Raw genomic sequence first — 17,695 nt, forward strand, 5'->3', positions numbered from 1 at the left:
TCCTTTACATCGGAACGCCGGTTTCCAACTTCCGGAATTACGGTGTAAAACTGACCGGAATACTCACTTTTTATTCCTTTTTTAGCAGAATGCTCTTCCAAAGGCCCTCCTTGATGCTGTTCGCATCCCATCCCTCATGCATCGTAAAAACCTTCATTTCCTGCTTAGGAACCCTCTTATGGTATGAATCCTGCATCCGCAGCCATATATCATCCATCTTCTCAAAAAGAATCCCCACCTTCTTTTTTTCTTCCTTCTGCTCTGCTTCCATCTGCTTTACCGCATAGTCCTCCTCTTCGCTGATCCTCTCTCCCAGCTGCTGGATCAGGTTCCATACACCACCATGGCTGATTGTCTGCCCACAGGTATCACTTATCACATCTGCACTAACACGATAAGAGGCTTCCGTTACGGTCGGGGTAATCTTTTCAGCAAGGTTTGTGGAAATCTGCCCGCTCTTTTCCATCTGCATCACCTGATCCAAAAGATAAATATGCGCACGCCTTCCATCCTCCAAGCCTGTCTGACAGACCCTTCGGGAATAGGTTACTTCCCCATATATGGTTTTGATCGTGGTTTTCCGTTGAGTATTCTGGGCGGTTTTACACCGCAATTCCGGAGTATGGGGTTCTTCCGCACAACAATATACACATCCTCCCTAGATAGTATTCTATCCAACTTCTGCTTTTCCCTTCTCCTCTACAATTTTATGTCCTTGTAAAAATCAAAAATTTTACTCTGCTTTTGAATCTTCCCTTAAAATCCAGTCAATAAATTCTCTGACTGCTCCTTCTCCCCCCTTTTTTGTACTGATAAAATCTGCAGCCTCTCTCACCTCTTGAACAGCATCAAGCGGACATCCTATGAGCCCTCCTGTCTCTTTAACCGCTTTCATACATTCTAAATCATTTATATCATCTCCAATATACGCTGTATGCTTATATTCCGTATCATTCATAATTTCTTCTAGTTTTTTTAACTTATTTCCTACATTTTGATATAAATGGTGAATGCCAAGCTCCTCGCATCTTAACTTTAATATATCTGATTCTCTTCCCGTAATAATAATCGGAATAATTCCAGCAGGAATCAATAAATCATGTATACCGCATCCATCTTTAACATGAAAAGCTTTACATATTTCTCCCATAGCTCCCATATATATCTTTCCATCTGTTAAGGTTCCATCGACATCTATGATTAAATATTTCAATTCACTCATACTAATACCTCTGATAATCGCCAGCATAATAGCAGATATCTCGTTCCAAATATGTCTATTCCCTTATGCCGTTTTATTGTAAATACTCGGTGTAATCAAATTAACTTCACATTTTCCGCTCATTGTTTCTACAAATTTCTCAAACATTTCTGTAATTTCTTCGTTCAGCTGCCCAAACTCAGAAATATGGCGTTCATTTTGAAAGGTAATATCTGTATAGTTTTTGTCAGCATCAGTTCTAAAACCATCGAATCCTGCAATAGTTATTTTTCTTGGATTAAGCCGTTTTAAAAGATAAAGAAGCATAATTGTAGAATTCTCAAAATATTTATATCCTCTATTAATTAAAGAGTGGTAATTTACAATCACTGTATTCTCTTCTTTGCATTTTACATTAGAAGATATTATAACTTTATGCCCCTTATGCTGCTCAAGCGTTTTATTATACCGTTTTTGGTTTCCAAAAAAGCAGATAGAATCTTTATATTCCGAAACAAAATTGACACTGATAACGATTGGATGATGCTTTTTTAAATAATTCTCTATTTTTCTTCTACAGGTATTTAAAGTATTTCCTGGAGCCATTATAAAAACTTCTCTTCCCTCTATTATCTCCTGCAATTGCTTTACCGTATCTGTATCGTCCACTTTATCTGATATATACTCCATATACAATTTTTCAATCAAATCATAATCATATCTTTGCCGCAGGTCTGGGCTGAGCATTGACAAAAGACTGCTTATGTCTTTTGTTTCCAACCTGAACTTCTCTGTTAGATAGATGATATTATTAGGATGAGACTGATAAATCCCGGCCATCATTGCGGGTATAGAATAGCCCCACCGGTAATTTAAACTGTACGGAACAATGTAATCATCAATTAAATCCAGAATCTCATCAAACTCATAATCATAATTCTTTTTTCTAACCAGATAATCAACAAGCAACTCTGTGTTAAGATTCCCAGCAACTTTTCCCATTCCGCTTAGTGTACTGTCTATAATGACATTTCTGATTCCCCTACTCAGTTTTATTACTTCCTGTGCAAAGCTGAATGAAAGTTGATAATTATTATGTGAATGGAAATTAATACATATATCTGGATCCATATTATGATCGATCAGCCTGTAAATTCTTTCTACATCATCTGCATACATCGCTCCATACGTATCTACTATACCAAAGCTATATGGTTTTGCTCTATTAACCAGTTCAACTAGCTCCAAGAGTTCTTTATCGCTGTAATTCAGAGAATTAACCCCCTGAATAAACAGTTTATAGCCTAAATTTTTGATCCGTTCAATACATTTCAAAATATCATCACAGTGCTCTGTATAATCCTTTTTAGTGAATCCAAAACGAATTCCATCTATGGAAGTTCCATCGTATGGTGTCAGCGATTCAAAATCAAACATACCATAATCAATAAATGCTACAAACATTGTACCCTTCTGTCTTTTATCAATAAATGGACGAATTTGATCAACATTAGTAAAAAACGTACTATTTCCTTCATATTTTACTTTCCGCCAATCTCTCAGAAAACCAACTTCCACAATGTCTATTTTGGCTCTTGCCAATCTAACTGAAATATCCTTAATCTCAGTATCTGGAAAAGCACAATTTATAATGCGCCCTCCATCCCTTAAAGTGCAGTCTAAAACGTGTATATTTTTCATATACTCTTATCTCTCTTTCTTTTCAAGATATTTCGCTACAGTTTCTGCAAAATCAAAGTCCTCCGCTGTATCAATATCTACCGCCTCGAACTGGTCAATTTCACATATATATGGTTTTTGTCCTATTCTCTGTCCAAGCTTTGTGAACACTTCCTTTTTAAAGATAAAAAATGCTCCTGTTTCCATGTAAATAGGTTTCAAATCCTGTGTTCGGATAATATTCTTCATGTCATAGTTTAAAGGTTTCCCATCCATCCATAAATAGTCCTGGAGAGCTACAGCAGAAAAAGCGGAATCATATTCTCCAGAGACAACTTTAGCCAGTGCTTTTTTGATTGATTCAGACCTTGTGAATGGTTGAGTGACATGGGTAAGCACATAAATATCTGCATCCACATCCCTAACAAAATAGTCGATGATTTCCAACCCTTTTACCTGAAATCCATCCAGATATTTATCTCTTTTTAAAAACTTTAGCCCTTCTGGCATGTATTTTCTAATCGATTCATCGCTACAATAAACATATTTTTCATCGATCTCTTCTATTTTGTTTATTGAATTAAAGATGTATTCACACAAAGGGTGCCCATTAAGTGGGAGCAAATTTTTTCCCGGCAGTCTCTGATTATTTAATTTAATTGGAACAAACGATACAATTTTCATATTTTCTTAAACCTTCCTCTAATAATTTTTAATCCATAAAAAATAACTTTTCTGTACAATATAAGAATTACAAGAACACAAAACCATGTAGTAAAAGAACAGGGGAGCCAAATCTCCAATGCAGATTCTATGAAAAGAACTGACCATGCACAGTAAATAAGTCTGTAGTCCCCTGCTGATAAAATGGTTCCTACTGCTTTTTTTCTGACATAAAAAATTACAAGACTTGATATAGCTGTGGCAAGGGCTGCCCCCTGAACCCCTATTCCAATCACAAGACATAGATTTAGGATGATATTAGCCAACACTCCATATACCGCAGATTTAGCCATTTCCTTAGATTTTTTTTCCGCTGACAAAATCGGTCCCAAAAATCCTGACGCAGCATTCACTGCACTACTAACCAGTAAAAAAGGTACATACACCCATGCACTATAAAATTCATTGGCAAATAAAATTTTTGCTATTATTTTTGACATTGCAATCAATCCTGAACACATAACGCACATACATGCATTGGAGTACAGAAAAGCGCTTTTATAAAATATCTTTGCCTCCGCTGTCCCATACTCCCTGATTGCCGATACCTGCCACGCCTGGATAAAAATACTTTGAAATGTATTCAAAATACTAGGAATTTTGTATGCAATTGAAAGGAGTCCATTAGCTGCAGCTCCACATAGGAAGAAAACCACATACTTATCTGCTGTATTATTAATCCACCATCCTAATGTTGAGAATAACAGCGGAAAAGAATAGGCTATCAGTTCCATGTGCAACTGTCTGTTAAACGATGCTCCGATATATTCCCATATGCGAAGACGAAAAAAATAGTATATGGTAGGGATGGCCTGTCCGAGTATATTGGCAGCAAAAAAGCCCTTCAAACCGCTTTTTGTCACACACAGAAAAAAGAGATTGAACAAGAGCATGGATACTGTTCCTACAATACCGGCAATTCCCAGATCCTTGATCCGCTCCTGTCCTTTAGCAAACTGAAGCAATAACTGGTTCAACATATAAAAGATATAATACAGAAGTATTAATATCTCCATTCCCTCAATGTCTTTCCAAATCCCAAATAGCCGATTAACTACCAGCAGCAAACTTCCCCCCAAAATACCACCAGCAACATATATTGTAGCTATACTGATGATCTCATTTTTCTCATGCGACTTTTCCATAGAAAACCGCATAACTCCGTCTGCAATATTTAACGTCAGAAGGGGAAACAATAGCTGTATTGTTGATAACACCAAATCGTATATACCATATTCAGAAGTAGTCAGGGTACTTGTATATAGAGGGACGAGCAAAAAGACTAATATTTTTGATGAAAAATTACTGAGCGTTAATATGCCTGTGTTTTTCATTAAATATTTGTACTGATTATTCATTTGATCATTCCTTATTGCTTAATTTTCATATTACCCTCTCTTCAAGTTTTCTTTCTAAGTCCTCAAAAGAATCTGGAACATGGAGATTCGTCAAAATTCCCTTATCTATCAATTTTTTTAGAAAATATTCAAATTCAGTATTGAGGTTAGGAATCTGTTGAGAAGTACATCTGTATAACAACCACGACTCCCCTAACTTACCTAATAGCAGTTGGGAATTAATAATACTTCCGCTAGCCAGAGAAATAAATTTTTTACTTCCTACCGCTCCAGACAGCAGAACAGCTTCCCATGGTATCCCGTCATTTTGTAGTGTTTTGATCATTTCGGGAGTAAATCTGTCTTTTTTACTTCTGGGATGCATCTTAACAATCATATCCTCTTTTAAAATACCATTTATTCTTTTATACAAATCCAAATCTGCCGAAAAACCTGTATCTTCATAAAAACTTTCCTCAAACACAATCCACTCTTCTTTTATCCCTCGGTATTGAGCAGGTATTTCAAATAATTGGGAAACCATTTGTTTAAATTCCTCGCTTCTGTCTCTGTTCAGAGTAAAGAACGGAGTGGATGAGGAATATAGAACAAGGGATGGTTCGTAAAAATAAGAGCCCGAAAAACCGTCTGAAAATTTCCCTACACGATACCATCTATTTCTTATATCACAGAGTTTTTTTGCACGCACCGAACAGAATGGAGTAATATATGTAGAATAACCCTCTTCAAATCTGAAAATCTTTACATCTTTTTTCTTTTTCATACAGAGATAGGAAATATTATATAAAAACAAATCGTCGTTATTATAATATATCTCATCATAATCTCCTAAAAGCATTTCTCCTAAACACTTTTTTACTCCCCTCTCCGGGAACAAAAACAGTAAAATTTTTCTCACTCTGCTTTTCCATTCTTTGGGAAATAGTACGCTGTTGATTGTAGCATAATACACCCTGTGGAAAAATTTTATCTCTGATAATCTTTTGCTGACTTTTTCTGAATTACGGAAATTATTCGTTAAAATAATATCATTTATATCACCCTCTCTGCTCAGCTGCCTGAAAAGCATAAATGCTACAATTAGCTGATATGGAGTATTACATACAAACAGCCTTTTCACCATCTTTTGCTCTTGTTAAGTATTCCTTTCTATAAATTTTATCTATTTGAGGATTTTCTTTTATACCATTAATCAAAGTGATGGGGCAGGTAAACAGTAATAATGTTGCTAATAAACTGGACGTATCCAGTAAAAACGGAGTAGCAATGGCATCACCAAAGCCTGACACCCCAATTACAATAAACAGTTCAAAAAATAACTTCTTATTATTAAAATTCAAATTACTTTTTTTTATACTCCTAATAACTGTCATTATAAAAAAGAAAAATAAGCTTAAAAGGAAAAAACCGCCTTCAAAAAACAAATCTACATACATGCTATGAAAGGAACCGTATTCTGATCCCAGACTGCTTAAATAGGCATCCTTTGCTCCAATTCCATGTCCAATAAAAACACTGAGAAAATTTGTTCCTTCCAGAGCATCTTTCCATAGTCCAAGTCTCCCATTCGTAATATCACTGTTATTTCTTACAAATAGAAGCGGATATTCTTTCACAAAGGTACTGATCTTCTCAATAATTGCGTTCCATGGCATAAAACATAAAATTACCCCCCCTATTAGAATCAAAAGTATCTTCCTTCGCTTTCCTCGTTTTCCATTCCAAATTTCATACAGAAACATAGCCAAAACTGCTAAAATTGATGTCCTGGCATTGGTCAGAAGAATATTCCCTGTAAATATTAACAATAATATACTATAAAATAATGTATTCTTCTTTCTCCGATAAATACAGATAGCGGACGAAATGCAAAGCAACAGACAGAAATTCGATCGCGTCAGAAAAATAGCCTTAAATTTAAAGGTATTTACCATAATCAAGGACATATTAAAGCTGCCTATGACCTGCCAGTTTAAAATCATATTATAAACAATTGATAGAAGGCCTCCCAAAAGTATGCCGTTCAGAAATCTTTCAAAAAATCTTCTTGTTATGTATGAATGAAATGGTATATAATACATAGCCAATATCATTAATACCATACTCAAAAGTCTATGCAGATCCAGACATACATATCCTGACATCAGAGTCGTGAAAGTGTAGGAAAGTATCTGTACTGATATAATTAAAACTGCTGTCTGAAAAGATTTCTTCGTCAGTCGTCGACTTACCAAAATTGTTCCTCCTGCAAGAATCAATTCTACTAGAAGCAGAACACGGTAATATAGTTCAGATGGTATCAGACTGACTGCATTCGTAAAAACATTCATTCCGAAAAACAGCAGCACCCCTACTCCAATAACACTGTTGTACCTGATATATGTTTTGTGCGGTATATTCATTTATCTTCACCTATTTTCTGTTTTTATAAATTTTTAACAGGTACGAGGTAACACTCATTCCAAATACTGATACAGCTAAATTAATGATTTTCGTTTTCCTCGACAGGCCATATCTTAAAATCCAACGATTTCTCCTTAAAGATTCTTTTACCATTCTCCTTTCCTTTTTATCTAATAAAGCATAATGATATAGAATTATCACAAATTCATATGCCATAAAAGAATTAATACTATTTTGAAAGCTGTTTTCTAGCAGAGAATGGCTGCTGAACTTTTCTACTATGTACAATAAGCTCTCAATATTTTTTATTCCAAAAGTATTGGTTATTGAGCCTTCTCTCTGCTGCCTATAATAATAAAATGGTGTTTCTGTGTATCCGAAGGTCTGGGCTGCTTTTAATAAACGGACCGTCCATTCAATGTCTTCTGACAGCAGTCCTTCTTGGAAATACAGATTATGACGTTCTATCAGTTCTCGGGAAACCATCTTTGAACAAGCACTTCCTGGAAACTTGGGAAGATACGCTAAATGCTGCATTACAGTATTCTTACTCTGCCCCTCGATCAGCCTCTTTTCATAACCATCTCCCAGTGGTTCCTCTCTTCCATCTGGATAAAATTTAACAGCCTCTAAAAAGAAAACGTCTATCTTATTCCTGCTGTTAACAGCTTTTTGGGCAACTTCTTCTAGGCTTTCACTGGCTATATAGTCATCCGAGTCTAAAAATAATATATACTCTCCTTTTGCTGCTTTAACTCCTACATTTCGCGCATCTGAAAGTCCTCCATTTTTTTTATGAATCACAGTAATTTTCTCGCAGATACCTGCATAATAATCACACATTTCTCCACTTTTATCCTGTGAGCCATCGTCCACCAGAATAATTTCATAATCTTGAAAGCTTTGTTTTAACACGCTATTTATGCACTCTTCAAGATACTTTTCCACATTAAAAACCGGAATAACAATACTAATAAGCATAATTTCTGAAACCTTCTATGTATTATTTCCAAAGTATATTTCCTGCATTTCCTTTACGATTTTATCTAAAGCATAGTTTTGAACCGCCTGGAAATTTTTCTCTCCCATTTTGGGCCATAGATGAGAATTAGCTGTTAGATATAAAATTGCATTTTTCATATCTTCTGTCGAATTGGGTGATATCAAAATTCCTCCTTCATTGTTCTGTATCAGATCGTGATTTCCTCTTATATCTGTAGCTATTACGGGCATCTTATTCGCCATAGCTTCCATCAAGGCAACAGGAAGTCCCTCCTGCAAAGAAGGAAAGAGAAATATATCTGATACTTGGCATATTGCATTAATATCATTCCGAAAGCCCAGTAAATAAACTTGTTTTCTCAACCCATTTTTTTCTATTAGCTCTGTTAATTTTTTCTCTAGTCTACCGTTTCCGCATATAAGATATTTAATATGTGGTTTTTTTAATTGTCCGAGTGCTTTTATCACCAAAGCATGGTTTTTCCTCTGAATTAGTTCACCAACTGAAACTAGAACTATATCCTTTTTTTCCAGTGAAAGCTGCTCTCTTTTTTCTTCTATTTCAGCGTTGCTCAGCCCGTATTCCGGAAATTTAATTCCGATTCCATTTACTAGCCTCAGCTCCCCACACTTAAAACTTTTTGCCCTTTCATAATCTTCCTGATTAATGGTAATTAGAATATCCGTATATTGGGCAAGCCATTTTTCTATTGGATAATAAATAATCCAGTTTGTCAGTTTAGCTCCTTTAAAAAAATGAAATCCATGAGCTGTATAAATTAATTTAGCGTTTAAATCTGGCATATTTTTCTTAATAAGCCGCGTTATAGCACCTCCGACAGGAGTATGGCAATGTATTATATCAAAATGGTTATCTTCAATAACTTTTTTCAATCGATAATATGCTTTAATATTATCTAAATGGAACGGTTGTCTAGAAAAAGGAATATCATGGTAATAATCGCAATATGGAATTATGCATTCATTTTTATTAACAAAATCATTTCTAGCACACACATAAGTTTCATACCCTTTATCTTTAAATAATTTTAAAAAAGGAATATGAAACACATTGATATGGGTTTTTACTACAGTAGCTACAAACAAAACTTTTTTCATTATCTGTTCTCCCGTTTAGTTACCGCCGTCACCTGTCCATCCTCCACCCCTTCTGTACTCTCCTTCATAAACAGAATCTGTACTGTTTTGAATATAATCTCAAAATCCAGCCTGAGACTGTAATTCTGCACATACATCAGGTCCAGCTTCAGCTTGTCATAGGCCGTCGTATTATACTTTCCATACACCTGTGCGTACCCTGTAAGCCCGGCTTTCGCTTTCAGCCGGTAGGCAAACTCTGGAATCTCTTTCGCATAGTCCTTCGCTATCTCCGGCCGCTCCGGTCTGGGACCCACAATGCTCATATCGCCTTTCAATATATTGATAAGCTGCGGGATCTCGTCGAACCGGATAGCCCGTATGACATGGCCCACTCTCGTAATCCGGTCATCATTCTCTCCGGCAAGCCTTGCCACACCGTCCTTCTCCGCATCCTCTCTCATACTCCGAAACTTATATACAAAGAACTCTCTTCCGCCTTCCGTCAGCCGCTTCTGCTTGTAGAACACCCTTCCCCCGTCATCTAACTTGATGCACAGGGCCACGATTGCCATAATGGGCACAGCCGGTATGCAGGCCGCCAGGGAGATCACAATGTCCACTGCCCGTTTGATGGCTCTCTGTTCAATAGTAAGTCCCGTATTTCTCGACATTAAAAGGGGTGTATCAAACATGTGCTGGCTCTCAGCACTCCTTATAAGTACATCTGAAATCTTCGGCGTTGTGTAGGTCCGGATTCCCCTTCCGTAACAGTATTTTAAAATCCGGTTTCTCTCTCCGCTTGGAATATCGCAGATGACGACTCCTCCGTAACCCTTCTCCTCGTCCACTATCCTGGCTTCTATTCTTTCAACACCCTCTGAGATATGTACCATCTCTCCGATCTCAAACCGGTCCTCCCTGGTATGGAGCTTTTTCATCAGCCCTGCTGCCGGCCGGTCACCGTACACCAGAAGAACCTTTCTGGGTGGATAGGCCCTCTGGTAAATCCTGTTCGTGATCACTGCCCACAGGACAATTACCACTGTCTGGCATATCGTCATCAGGATCAGCATACCGGGATTTTCAAAATGCTTCGTGAGGAGTGTGATAATGAAATACATGGTCACATTGGCAAGGAGTGTCCCAAGGAACTGGGAGTAGACAATATTAAACACTCTCAGATAACCCACCTGCCAGCCTCCGTAAATTCTCGGAAATATAAAGACGAGGAACAGATACACCGCAGCGATCAGCCAGTGTCCTTTCCTCCAATAGGGGCTTTCCATCAGCGGACTGTAGGTTTCCCTCCACACATACCAGAACATGATAACCTGAGCCGCAAGCAGCATGATACAGAAGAAGCTCCTCATCAGCCGCTTATACTGTTCGTAATTCTTCATTGAATCTTCCATCCTGACGTTTATTTCTTTTCTATCTTTTGCCTCAGACCCCTTCAGGCCCTTTTCTTTGCCTTAAAACAGACCTGTATTTCCGTTTTGAGACCGACGGCTTCCGTAAATCTCAAAATAACATTCCCGGCAGAGCTGTCCCGCTCCCTCGATATAGTAATTTCGCTCTGATATGTCTTTTTCTTTAGGTACATCTGTTGCCTTTCTGCAGAAAATGCAGGTTTCGTACCTGCTCTCCTCCTGCTTCTCCATCTGCATTTCCCTCCTCTTATCTATTTTTGCCCGGCTGACTTTTCCCTTATCCATCCCACTGTTTCCTTCCTGTTTACGGCCGGGTCAACTTCCTCTTATCAGATACAGCTTCCCGGCCTTTATCCGGCCTTCCATCGCTCCATCTCTCCCGGAAGCCCCAGCCCTGCCCAGATCACAGTCCGTTTTCCTCCCACCGCAGTCTCGATCTGCGCGAAGCGTCTGTGCCAGTCGGCTTTCACAATCTGCCTTTCCATTCCTTTCAGCGGGCCTTCCACCACATGGTTGACTCCGTTTTCCCTGTATCCGTAGGAAAGGCGAAGAATATGTTCGGGGCCGCACAGGCGGCGGAGCCGTTCCTCCTCCTCCCTGTATACAGGAATCAGATATCCCGGCTCCTCCATCACCCGCACAATTCCCCGATATGCCTCCAGCTTCTCAGACAAATATTCAGAATCCTCACTCTCAAGAAACACATACCCGGGAAACATTTCTTTTCTGATCAGTTTCCAGTTCCCGCCGCCGGCCCTCCACAGTCTCTCACACTGAAACAGAAAGGCTTCCGACAGCGCATCTTTTGGCAGGCGCTGTTTCAGGGACTCTATGATCTCTGTCTCCTGTCCCGGACGGCAGTACAGTACATACCAGCTCATAAGCGTTCCCCTCTTTTCGTCGCTTAACTAACAGTTAAGCGACACTTTTTTGTCTATTTTTGAAAAAACATCACAAAATTAATCTATTCTTTTTATACTCCTGTAGATTATAGCATCCTTTTATAGGGGAGTCAATCGCTGGAAACAAGGACATTTTTCATTTTTTTCTAAAATTTTCTTAGTTTTCTTTTAATCCTAATCCTGAATATTCATTTTTATGATCGACATCTTGTTATAAAAATTCCTGAAATAAATTTTTTTAAGAATCAGCTGTTCCTGCGTACATGAAGAAATCGAAAAGTGTCGCTTAACTGTTAGTTAAGCGACACTTTTTTGTATTGTTCTTTTTTCACCTTTTTCCTTGCTTTTTCCGGCATGTCACGCTATCATTGAACCAAAAGCCGAAAAGAAAAAATACTCTCGGAAAAATACTCTCCTGCCTGCGCAGGGGAACCGGAAAGGAGCATGTATCTATGGAACCACTCAGACTGCTTCAGGAAATCCTGAGCGAATACACCGACGCCGCTGTCACCCCCTCCGCCTCCCTCATTGAGGATCTGGGGCTGGACTCTTTTCTGATCGTCTACTTTCTCACACAGGCAGAGGAGCGCCTGGGCTTTCAGATAGACGAGTCAGAGTTTGAAACGATTGTCACCATCGGTGATGTGCTGGAGCTGGCAGAAAAGGCGAAGCAGTCCTGAATGTTCTCTGAGGGACAGACGCCTTATACTCCGCAAACCCTCTGCCTGTTACAGCTTCCAGACCCATCCCCGCTGAATCGCCTCCAGGTTTTCTCTGATCCGTTCTTCCGGCCAGTCCCACCATCTAAGCTCCAGCAGCCTCTGGATCGTCCCGTCTGAGAATCTTTTCTTAATAGGCCTTGCCGGCACTCCTCCCACCACTGTGTAGGGCGCCACATCTTTTGTCACAACAGCACGGGCTCCGATTACAGCTCCGTCTCCAATGGTGACACCAGCCAGGATTACCGCCTCATACCCAATCCAGACATCATTTCCGATTACAATATCTCCCTTATTGTCCCACGCCTCGGAAACCCTTGTTTTTTCCAGCTCCCACTCCTCAAAAAAGAGCGGAAACGGATAGGATGACAGCGATCGCGACGAAATCATGATACATGGTATAGCTGCCCACTGTGATGTTCGGATGGGTAATGGCATTTTTCAGATAAATGGTCTGTGTATCCCCGGTTCTGGGATACAGTTTTTCTCTGTCAGGCATTTTGTCCTCCTGTCTCTTTTACTCGGGGACGCTGCAGAATGAATTTTCACAATCATTCAAAATCCATTTGATTTTCAGTTCCCCTGACTTTCATTTTAAATGCCTGAGCTTCTGTTTCACAATACACCGTTTGATACCGTTTTGTTCTGTATCAGGAGCCGGCTGCAGCACCACAGCAAATCGTGACAGCGCTTCGGACCGGATTATATCTCTTCCTGACTGCCGTGTGCTCCAAGTACCCACAGCGCATAGTCCACATACAGGTTGCAGGACAGGAGCAGTGCTTCCTCATCCATGTCAAACAGCCCGTGATGGTGGGCTACCCCGCTTCCGGGCTTTTCGCTGTTTCTCGTTCCGATGAAGGCGTACATTCCCCTGGCAGCGGCCAGATAGTCTGCAAAATCGTCTGCCTGCAGCGCCTTCGGATAGTTTGCCACTATATTTTCTCCGTCTGTCAGTTTCCCGGCGACCTCTGTCACCTCTCTGACTGCCTCCTCATCATTGACCAGGGGAGCTGCAAAATCTTTAAATTCCACCTGAACCTGGGCCCCATACATCCTGGCGGTCTGCTCTGCAATCTCCCTCACCCTTCTGTTCGTAAACTCTCTCACCTCTGGGAGGAAGCTTCTGGTTGTTCCCTCGATCTCAGCATGTTCCGCTACGATGTTGTACTGAGTTCCGGCCCTCACCACGCCGACGCCTACCACCACTGTCTCCAGCGGATTCGTGCTTCTGGCAACAATGCTCTGAAGGTTTACCACAATCTGGGAGGCGATGTAGGCTGCGTCAATTCCCAGCTGAGGAGTGGAGACATGGGCGCCCTTTCCTGTTACGCTGATCTTAAAATAGTCGCAGCTGGCGTTCTGAGGGCCTGCTGTCAGGGCAACTTTTCCGCTGTCCAGCCCGCTCGCCACATGGGCGCCAAAGACTCTTGAAACGCCCTCCAACAGCCCCGCGTTTACAAACTGGCGGGCGCCGGCGCCGATCTCCTCCGCCTGCTGGAAAAACAGACGTACCTGCCCGGAAAATTCTGCTTCCTTTTCCTTCAGAATTTTGGCGGCAGTCAGCAGAGTGGCCGTATGTCCGTCGTGGCCGCAGGCATGGCAGACGCCCTCGTTCACCGAGCGGTAGGCCACATCCTTCAGATCCTCCATGGCCAGGGCGTCAATGTCAGCCCTCAGGGCCACGATTCTCTTTCCCCTGCCTGAAGCTTCTCCTGTGAAATCATCTTCTGCCTTTTTCCCGTCAATCCAGGCATAAACTCCCGTCTCTCCCACCCTCTCATGGGGAACCGCCATCTTGTCAAGCTCCTCCTCGATTTTCCGGCAGGTATTGTACTCTTTTAAGCTGACCTCCGGGTGGGCGTGAAAATACCGCCTCATTCCGATGAGATACTCTCTCTCCCGTGATACATATTCCTTAACTGCCACTGTCTTTCCCTCCATTTCAGGCTGTTTTCCGGCTGGCCTGCAGTTTTTCTTCTGCAGTTTGCCTGCTCTTTTTGGCTTCCTTTGCCTTTTTCAGCTTTGCTCTTTTTCTCTTTATCAGCCTGCTTCGCCTTTTCTTTTCAGAGAGAGGCAGATGAAACTGCTCTCATCTGCCTCCTGTTAAAAATCTTTCTTCTAAAAATCTTTTTTCTTACTTTTTACAATAATTACTCTGCTTCTGCCTCTGTCTCCGGGCTCTCTGCTCCCTCTGACTCAGGAGCGTCAGCCTCTCCGGCGCCTTCCCATGCGCACAGGAAAGCTCCCTGGTAGGCCTCCTCGATGGTCTTTTCTACCTCAGGAGACTGGTAAGCCTCCACGATCTTTTTGTACACCTCGTTATCCTTGTCCTCTGTGCGGGCTGCAATGACATTGACCAGCTCCGGAACCTGTGTATTTGTATCTGGATTTACGTCCTCTGTGAAGATAGAGTCTGTAGTCGGATTTAGTCCTGCCGTGTAAGCATTTCCGCCGTTGATGATGGCTGCTGCGCAGTCCGGAAGAATATTTGCCAGGGTAGCGGACTCAGCCTCCATGATCTCGATCTGCACGTTGTACTTTGTGATATCGGCCTTTGTTGGAACAAAGCCCTTCTCCGGATCGCACTCGATGAGTCCGGCCTGCTCTAAGAGCTTTAAGGCTCTTCCTCCGTTTGTCAGATCATTTGGAATGGCAATGGTATCTCCGTCCTTGATGTCCTCAATGGAGGAAACCTTATCCTTATTATTATAGATGGCTAACGGAGCGATGATGGTATCTCCGATTGCCGTCAGGTCATACCCCTTCTGAGCCATATCTGTTTCCAGATAGGTCTTGGTCTGGAAGGCATTCAGGTCGATCTCTCCGTCAGAGAGGGCTCTGTTCGGGGCTGCGTAGTCTGTGAACTTCACCAGCTTTACCTGGATGTTCTCCGGAGCCAGAAGCTCGTTGACCGTATCCCACTGAGCGTTATACTCTCCAACCACACCGATCTCCACTACAGTAGGCTCTTCGGCGCTTTTTTCTGCCCCTGCGCTCTCTGAGCCCTTGTTCGCCGTGTCCGCGCTTCCGCTTCCGGAGCATCCGTAGAGGGCAAATGCAGCTGCTGCCGCTGTCAATACTGCTGCTGTCTTTTTCCAAGTCTTTTTCATAATCATTCTCCTTTTCTCTCTTCTGAATTTCTTTATCTCTTCCCCGCCTATAGAACTTTTCTAAAAAAGCGGAAGGAAAAATCTTGAATCGTCCTGCATCAGTGGGTAGTTTTCCTGATTATCACATTTCCCACAAACTGGATCACACTGATAATAATGAGAATAATGATCACCGTCACCCAGCTCATATCCGTGTACCCCATCTGATAGCCGTAGCGGATGGCGAAGTCTCCGAGGCCTCCGGCTCCGATGGCTCCGGCCATGGCCGTGATTCCCACCAGACTGACAAAAGTAATCATAGTCACGCGGGTGATGCCGGGAATACTCTCCTTTAAGTAAACGCTGAAAATCATCTCCACCGGTGAAAATCCCATGGCCTCGCTAGCCTCAATAAGCCCGCGATCCACATCAGCCAGAACTGACTCGATCTGCCTTGCAAAGAAGGGGACAGTTCCCACAATCAGAGCCACATAGGCGCCCTTCACTCCCGAGCCGGTTCCCACGATCGCCCGGCTCACCGGAATCAAGAGTACCATCAGGATGATAAAGGGGATGGAGCGGATCACGTCAATGGCCTTGTCAATAATCCGGTACAGCACGACATTCTGCATGATTCCTCCTCTTTTCGTCGCGATCAGCAGCACGCCGAAGAAAATTCCCAGGAAAAAGGCGAACACTCCCGATACAAGAATCATCTGAAATGTCTGAAACAGACTCGTAATCAGCTCCCCGCCCAGCGTTTCCAGGTGCGGCGCTATGGTGTAAATAAAACTCATTCCTTAATTACCTCCATTTCTACTCCCAGGGAGCGGATATATGCAATGGCATCCTTCATGGACGCTTCTTCGCCTGACAGGGTGACAACCAGTTTTCCGAGAGGCTTTCCCTTCAGATAGTCAATGTTTCCGTAAATAATGTTGGCGCTCACCCCGAACTTACTGGAAATCGCCGAGATAAGCGGTTCCCCTGCATTCCCGCCGGAGTATGTAAGAAGCACCATCTTGTCTCCCGGGTTAAGCTCCGTCAGGCTGTGTCCCTCCGCAATCAGCTCATGGATCTTTGAGAGACTGTTTGCCGTGTCGATGAAGTTTTTCGTCATCTCCTCCTTGGGATGGCTGAACACGGAAACCGTGTCTCCTTCCTCCACCACAGAGCCTCTCTCCATCACAGCCACCCTGTCACAGATGTCCTTCACCACAGCCATCTCATGGGTGATAAGGACGATGGTGATTCCAAGCTTTTCATTGACCTGCTTAAGCAGCTTTAAAATCGACTGGGTCGTCTGCGGATCCAGGGCGCTGGTGGCCTCGTCACACAAAAGCACCTTCGGATCGTTTGCAAGGGCTCTGGCGATGGCCACCCTCTGCTTCTGGCCTCCGGAAAGCTGAGACGGATAGGCGTCGCGCTTGTCGGAAAGTCCCACCAGCTCCAGAAGCTCTGAAATCTTCTTTTCCTTCTCCTCCCTGGAAAGACTGCTCTTTTTCAGGGGGAATGCAATATTCTGGTAGACGGTTCTGGAGCGCAGGAGATTAAAGTGCTGGAAAATCATTCCGATTTTTCTTCTCACCTGGCGCAGGCGCTTTAAGTCCATGGCCGTCAGCTCCTCGCCGTCCACAAATACCCTTCCCTGAGTGGGGCGCTCAAGGAGATTGATGCACCGCACCAGCGTCGATTTTCCCGCTCCCGAAAAACCGATAATGCCGAAGATTTCCCCCTCCTCTATCTGAAGATTCACGTCCTTTACCGCATGAACGTCTCCCGCAGACGCGGTAAAGGTCTTGCTGACATGCTCTAACTGAATCATTGACTCTCATCCTTTCCTCTCTCAAACAAATCTCTGCACAGGCCGCTTGGGAAACAGCTTCTGTTTTGCCTCATTGGTCTCCTGCCCTTCAGGCTTTTTGCCTCTCAGAAAACCAAAAAAACCCCCGCCCTGATATTGCTATCAGGACGAGGGCAACTGCTCCCGTGGTACCACCTAATTTCACCTGCTGCTCACACAGCCAGGCCTTATCAAGTACGTCCGCCGTAACGGATTATACTCTGTCGCTGTAACGGGCGCT

17 protein-coding genes, 1 pseudogene and 1 other annotated feature (1 of these 19 only partly in view) are annotated in these 17,695 nt (G+C 42.2%); of the genes and pseudogenes, 1 reads left to right on the top strand and 17 read right to left on the bottom strand.

Going from position 1 to position 17,695, the window contains the following annotated elements; genetic code table 11:
* Positions 1–70 precede the first annotated feature (70 nt).
* The 12 genes from LK436_RS11170 to LK436_RS11225 all read right to left on the bottom strand — a co-directional run bounded on the left by LK436_RS11170 (position 71) and on the right by LK436_RS11225 (position 11,779).
* Positions 71–613 carry a UPF0236 family transposase-like protein gene (locus tag LK436_RS11170; protein ID WP_083794778.1) on the bottom strand — a complete coding sequence of 181 codons (543 nt, stop codon included), beginning with the start codon at positions 611–613 and terminating at the stop codon, positions 71–73.
* A 120-nt stretch (positions 614–733) separates the two neighbouring features.
* Positions 734–1,222, bottom strand: coding sequence for a KdsC family phosphatase (locus LK436_RS11175; protein WP_044931537.1), 489 nt, complete (start codon positions 1,220–1,222; stop codon positions 734–736).
* A gap of 63 nt (positions 1,223–1,285) precedes the next feature.
* Positions 1,286–2,902: an aldolase catalytic domain-containing protein gene (locus LK436_RS11180; protein WP_008398433.1), complete on the bottom strand. Its 1,617-nt coding sequence runs from the start codon at positions 2,900–2,902 to the stop codon at positions 1,286–1,288.
* A 6-nt stretch (positions 2,903–2,908) separates the two neighbouring features.
* Positions 2,909–3,565: a cytidylyltransferase domain-containing protein gene (locus tag LK436_RS11185; RefSeq protein ID WP_008398434.1), complete on the bottom strand. Its 657-nt coding sequence runs from the start codon at positions 3,563–3,565 to the stop codon at positions 2,909–2,911.
* Positions 3,562–4,962 carry an oligosaccharide flippase family protein gene (locus LK436_RS11190; protein WP_008398436.1) on the bottom strand — a complete coding sequence of 467 codons (1,401 nt, stop codon included), beginning with the start codon at positions 4,960–4,962 and terminating at the stop codon, positions 3,562–3,564. Before LK436_RS11190 ends, LK436_RS11185 begins: the two co-directional genes overlap by 4 nt.
* Before the next feature lie 25 nt (positions 4,963–4,987).
* Positions 4,988–6,085 carry a polysialyltransferase family glycosyltransferase gene (locus LK436_RS11195; protein WP_008398437.1) on the bottom strand — a complete coding sequence of 366 codons (1,098 nt, stop codon included), beginning with the start codon at positions 6,083–6,085 and terminating at the stop codon, positions 4,988–4,990.
* A complete protein-coding gene (locus LK436_RS18445) occupies positions 6,060–7,364 on the bottom strand; it encodes an O-antigen ligase family protein (RefSeq protein ID WP_008398438.1) in 1,305 nt (434 codons plus the stop codon). The genes LK436_RS11195 and LK436_RS18445 overlap by 26 nt, the downstream gene beginning before the upstream one ends.
* Before the next feature lie 10 nt (positions 7,365–7,374).
* Positions 7,375–8,346 carry a glycosyltransferase family 2 protein gene (locus tag LK436_RS11205; protein ID WP_008398439.1) on the bottom strand — a complete coding sequence of 324 codons (972 nt, stop codon included), beginning with the start codon at positions 8,344–8,346 and terminating at the stop codon, positions 7,375–7,377.
* A gap of 15 nt (positions 8,347–8,361) precedes the next feature.
* On the bottom strand, positions 8,362–9,486 hold the full coding sequence (locus LK436_RS11210) for a glycosyltransferase family 4 protein (RefSeq protein ID WP_008398440.1): 1,125 nt from the start codon (positions 9,484–9,486) through the stop codon (positions 8,362–8,364).
* On the bottom strand, positions 9,486–10,868 hold the full coding sequence (locus LK436_RS11215) for a sugar transferase (protein WP_044931539.1): 1,383 nt from the start codon (positions 10,866–10,868) through the stop codon (positions 9,486–9,488). Before LK436_RS11215 ends, LK436_RS11210 begins: the two co-directional genes overlap by 1 nt.
* Before the next feature lie 72 nt (positions 10,869–10,940).
* Positions 10,941–11,183 carry a hypothetical protein gene (locus LK436_RS11220; RefSeq protein ID WP_008398442.1) on the bottom strand — a complete coding sequence of 81 codons (243 nt, stop codon included), beginning with the start codon at positions 11,181–11,183 and terminating at the stop codon, positions 10,941–10,943.
* Between the two features lie 65 nt (positions 11,184–11,248).
* Positions 11,249–11,779, bottom strand: a complete 531-nt coding sequence (locus LK436_RS11225) for a transcription termination/antitermination NusG family protein (protein WP_008398443.1) — start codon at positions 11,777–11,779, stop codon at positions 11,249–11,251.
* Between the two features lie 473 nt (positions 11,780–12,252).
* Between LK436_RS11225 and LK436_RS11230 the strand changes: the two genes are divergently transcribed.
* Positions 12,253–12,480, top strand: coding sequence for an acyl carrier protein (locus tag LK436_RS11230; protein WP_008398444.1), 228 nt, complete (start codon positions 12,253–12,255; stop codon positions 12,478–12,480).
* A gap of 48 nt (positions 12,481–12,528) precedes the next feature.
* Here LK436_RS11230 and LK436_RS11235 read toward each other — a convergent pair.
* The 5 genes and pseudogenes from LK436_RS11235 to LK436_RS11255 all read right to left on the bottom strand — a co-directional run bounded on the left by LK436_RS11235 (position 12,529) and on the right by LK436_RS11255 (position 17,436).
* Positions 12,529–13,018: pseudogene (locus tag LK436_RS11235) on the bottom strand (CatB-related O-acetyltransferase).
* 203 nt (positions 13,019–13,221) lie between these two features.
* On the bottom strand, positions 13,222–14,448 hold the full coding sequence (locus tag LK436_RS11240; protein WP_021966470.1) for an amidohydrolase: 1,227 nt from the start codon (positions 14,446–14,448) through the stop codon (positions 13,222–13,224).
* Between the two features lie 224 nt (positions 14,449–14,672).
* The gene (locus LK436_RS11245; RefSeq protein ID WP_021966469.1) at positions 14,673–15,632 is read right to left on the bottom strand and encodes a MetQ/NlpA family ABC transporter substrate-binding protein; all 960 of its coding nucleotides are present in this window, start codon (positions 15,630–15,632) and stop codon (positions 14,673–14,675) included.
* Between the two features lie 98 nt (positions 15,633–15,730).
* Positions 15,731–16,408: a methionine ABC transporter permease gene (locus tag LK436_RS11250; protein WP_008398449.1), complete on the bottom strand. Its 678-nt coding sequence runs from the start codon at positions 16,406–16,408 to the stop codon at positions 15,731–15,733.
* Positions 16,405–17,436, bottom strand: a complete 1,032-nt coding sequence (locus LK436_RS11255; protein WP_008398451.1) for a methionine ABC transporter ATP-binding protein — start codon at positions 17,434–17,436, stop codon at positions 16,405–16,407. The genes LK436_RS11250 and LK436_RS11255 overlap by 4 nt, the downstream gene beginning before the upstream one ends.
* A 139-nt stretch (positions 17,437–17,575) precedes the next feature.
* Positions 17,576–17,695 (bottom strand) — a binding site (T-box leader) (it continues 132 nt past the right edge of the window).

Origin of the sequence: Clostridium sp. M62/1, from assembly GCF_020736365.1 — a bacterium.
Lineage (GTDB): Bacteria > Bacillota > Clostridia > Lachnospirales > Lachnospiraceae > Otoolea > Otoolea saccharolyticum_A.

Coding starts and splice junctions, on each gene's coding strand:
- LK436_RS11175 (WP_044931537.1), bottom strand. CDS start 1,222: ATGAGTGAATTGAAATATTTAATCATAGATGTCGATGGAACCTTAACA.
- LK436_RS11180 (WP_008398433.1), bottom strand. CDS start 2,902: ATGAAAAATATACACGTTTTAGACTGCACTTTAAGGGATGGAGGGCGC.
- LK436_RS11185 (WP_008398434.1), bottom strand. CDS start 3,565: ATGAAAATTGTATCGTTTGTTCCAATTAAATTAAATAATCAGAGACTG.
- LK436_RS11190 (WP_008398436.1), bottom strand. CDS start 4,962: ATGAATAATCAGTACAAATATTTAATGAAAAACACAGGCATATTAACG.
- LK436_RS11195 (WP_008398437.1), bottom strand. CDS start 6,085: ATGGTGAAAAGGCTGTTTGTATGTAATACTCCATATCAGCTAATTGTA.
- LK436_RS18445 (WP_008398438.1), bottom strand. CDS start 7,364: ATGAATATACCGCACAAAACATATATCAGGTACAACAGTGTTATTGGA.
- LK436_RS11205 (WP_008398439.1), bottom strand. CDS start 8,346: ATGCTTATTAGTATTGTTATTCCGGTTTTTAATGTGGAAAAGTATCTT.
- LK436_RS11210 (WP_008398440.1), bottom strand. CDS start 9,486: ATGAAAAAAGTTTTGTTTGTAGCTACTGTAGTAAAAACCCATATCAAT.
- LK436_RS11215 (WP_044931539.1), bottom strand. CDS start 10,868: ATGAAGAATTACGAACAGTATAAGCGGCTGATGAGGAGCTTCTTCTGT.
- LK436_RS11220 (WP_008398442.1), bottom strand. CDS start 11,183: ATGGATAAGGGAAAAGTCAGCCGGGCAAAAATAGATAAGAGGAGGGAA.
- LK436_RS11225 (WP_008398443.1), bottom strand. CDS start 11,779: ATGAGCTGGTATGTACTGTACTGCCGTCCGGGACAGGAGACAGAGATC.
- LK436_RS11230 (WP_008398444.1), top strand. CDS start 12,253: ATGGAACCACTCAGACTGCTTCAGGAAATCCTGAGCGAATACACCGAC.
- LK436_RS11245 (WP_021966469.1), bottom strand. CDS start 15,632: ATGAAAAAGACTTGGAAAAAGACAGCAGCAGTATTGACAGCGGCAGCA.
- LK436_RS11250 (WP_008398449.1), bottom strand. CDS start 16,408: ATGAGTTTTATTTACACCATAGCGCCGCACCTGGAAACGCTGGGCGGG.
- LK436_RS11255 (WP_008398451.1), bottom strand. CDS start 17,436: ATGATTCAGTTAGAGCATGTCAGCAAGACCTTTACCGCGTCTGCGGGA.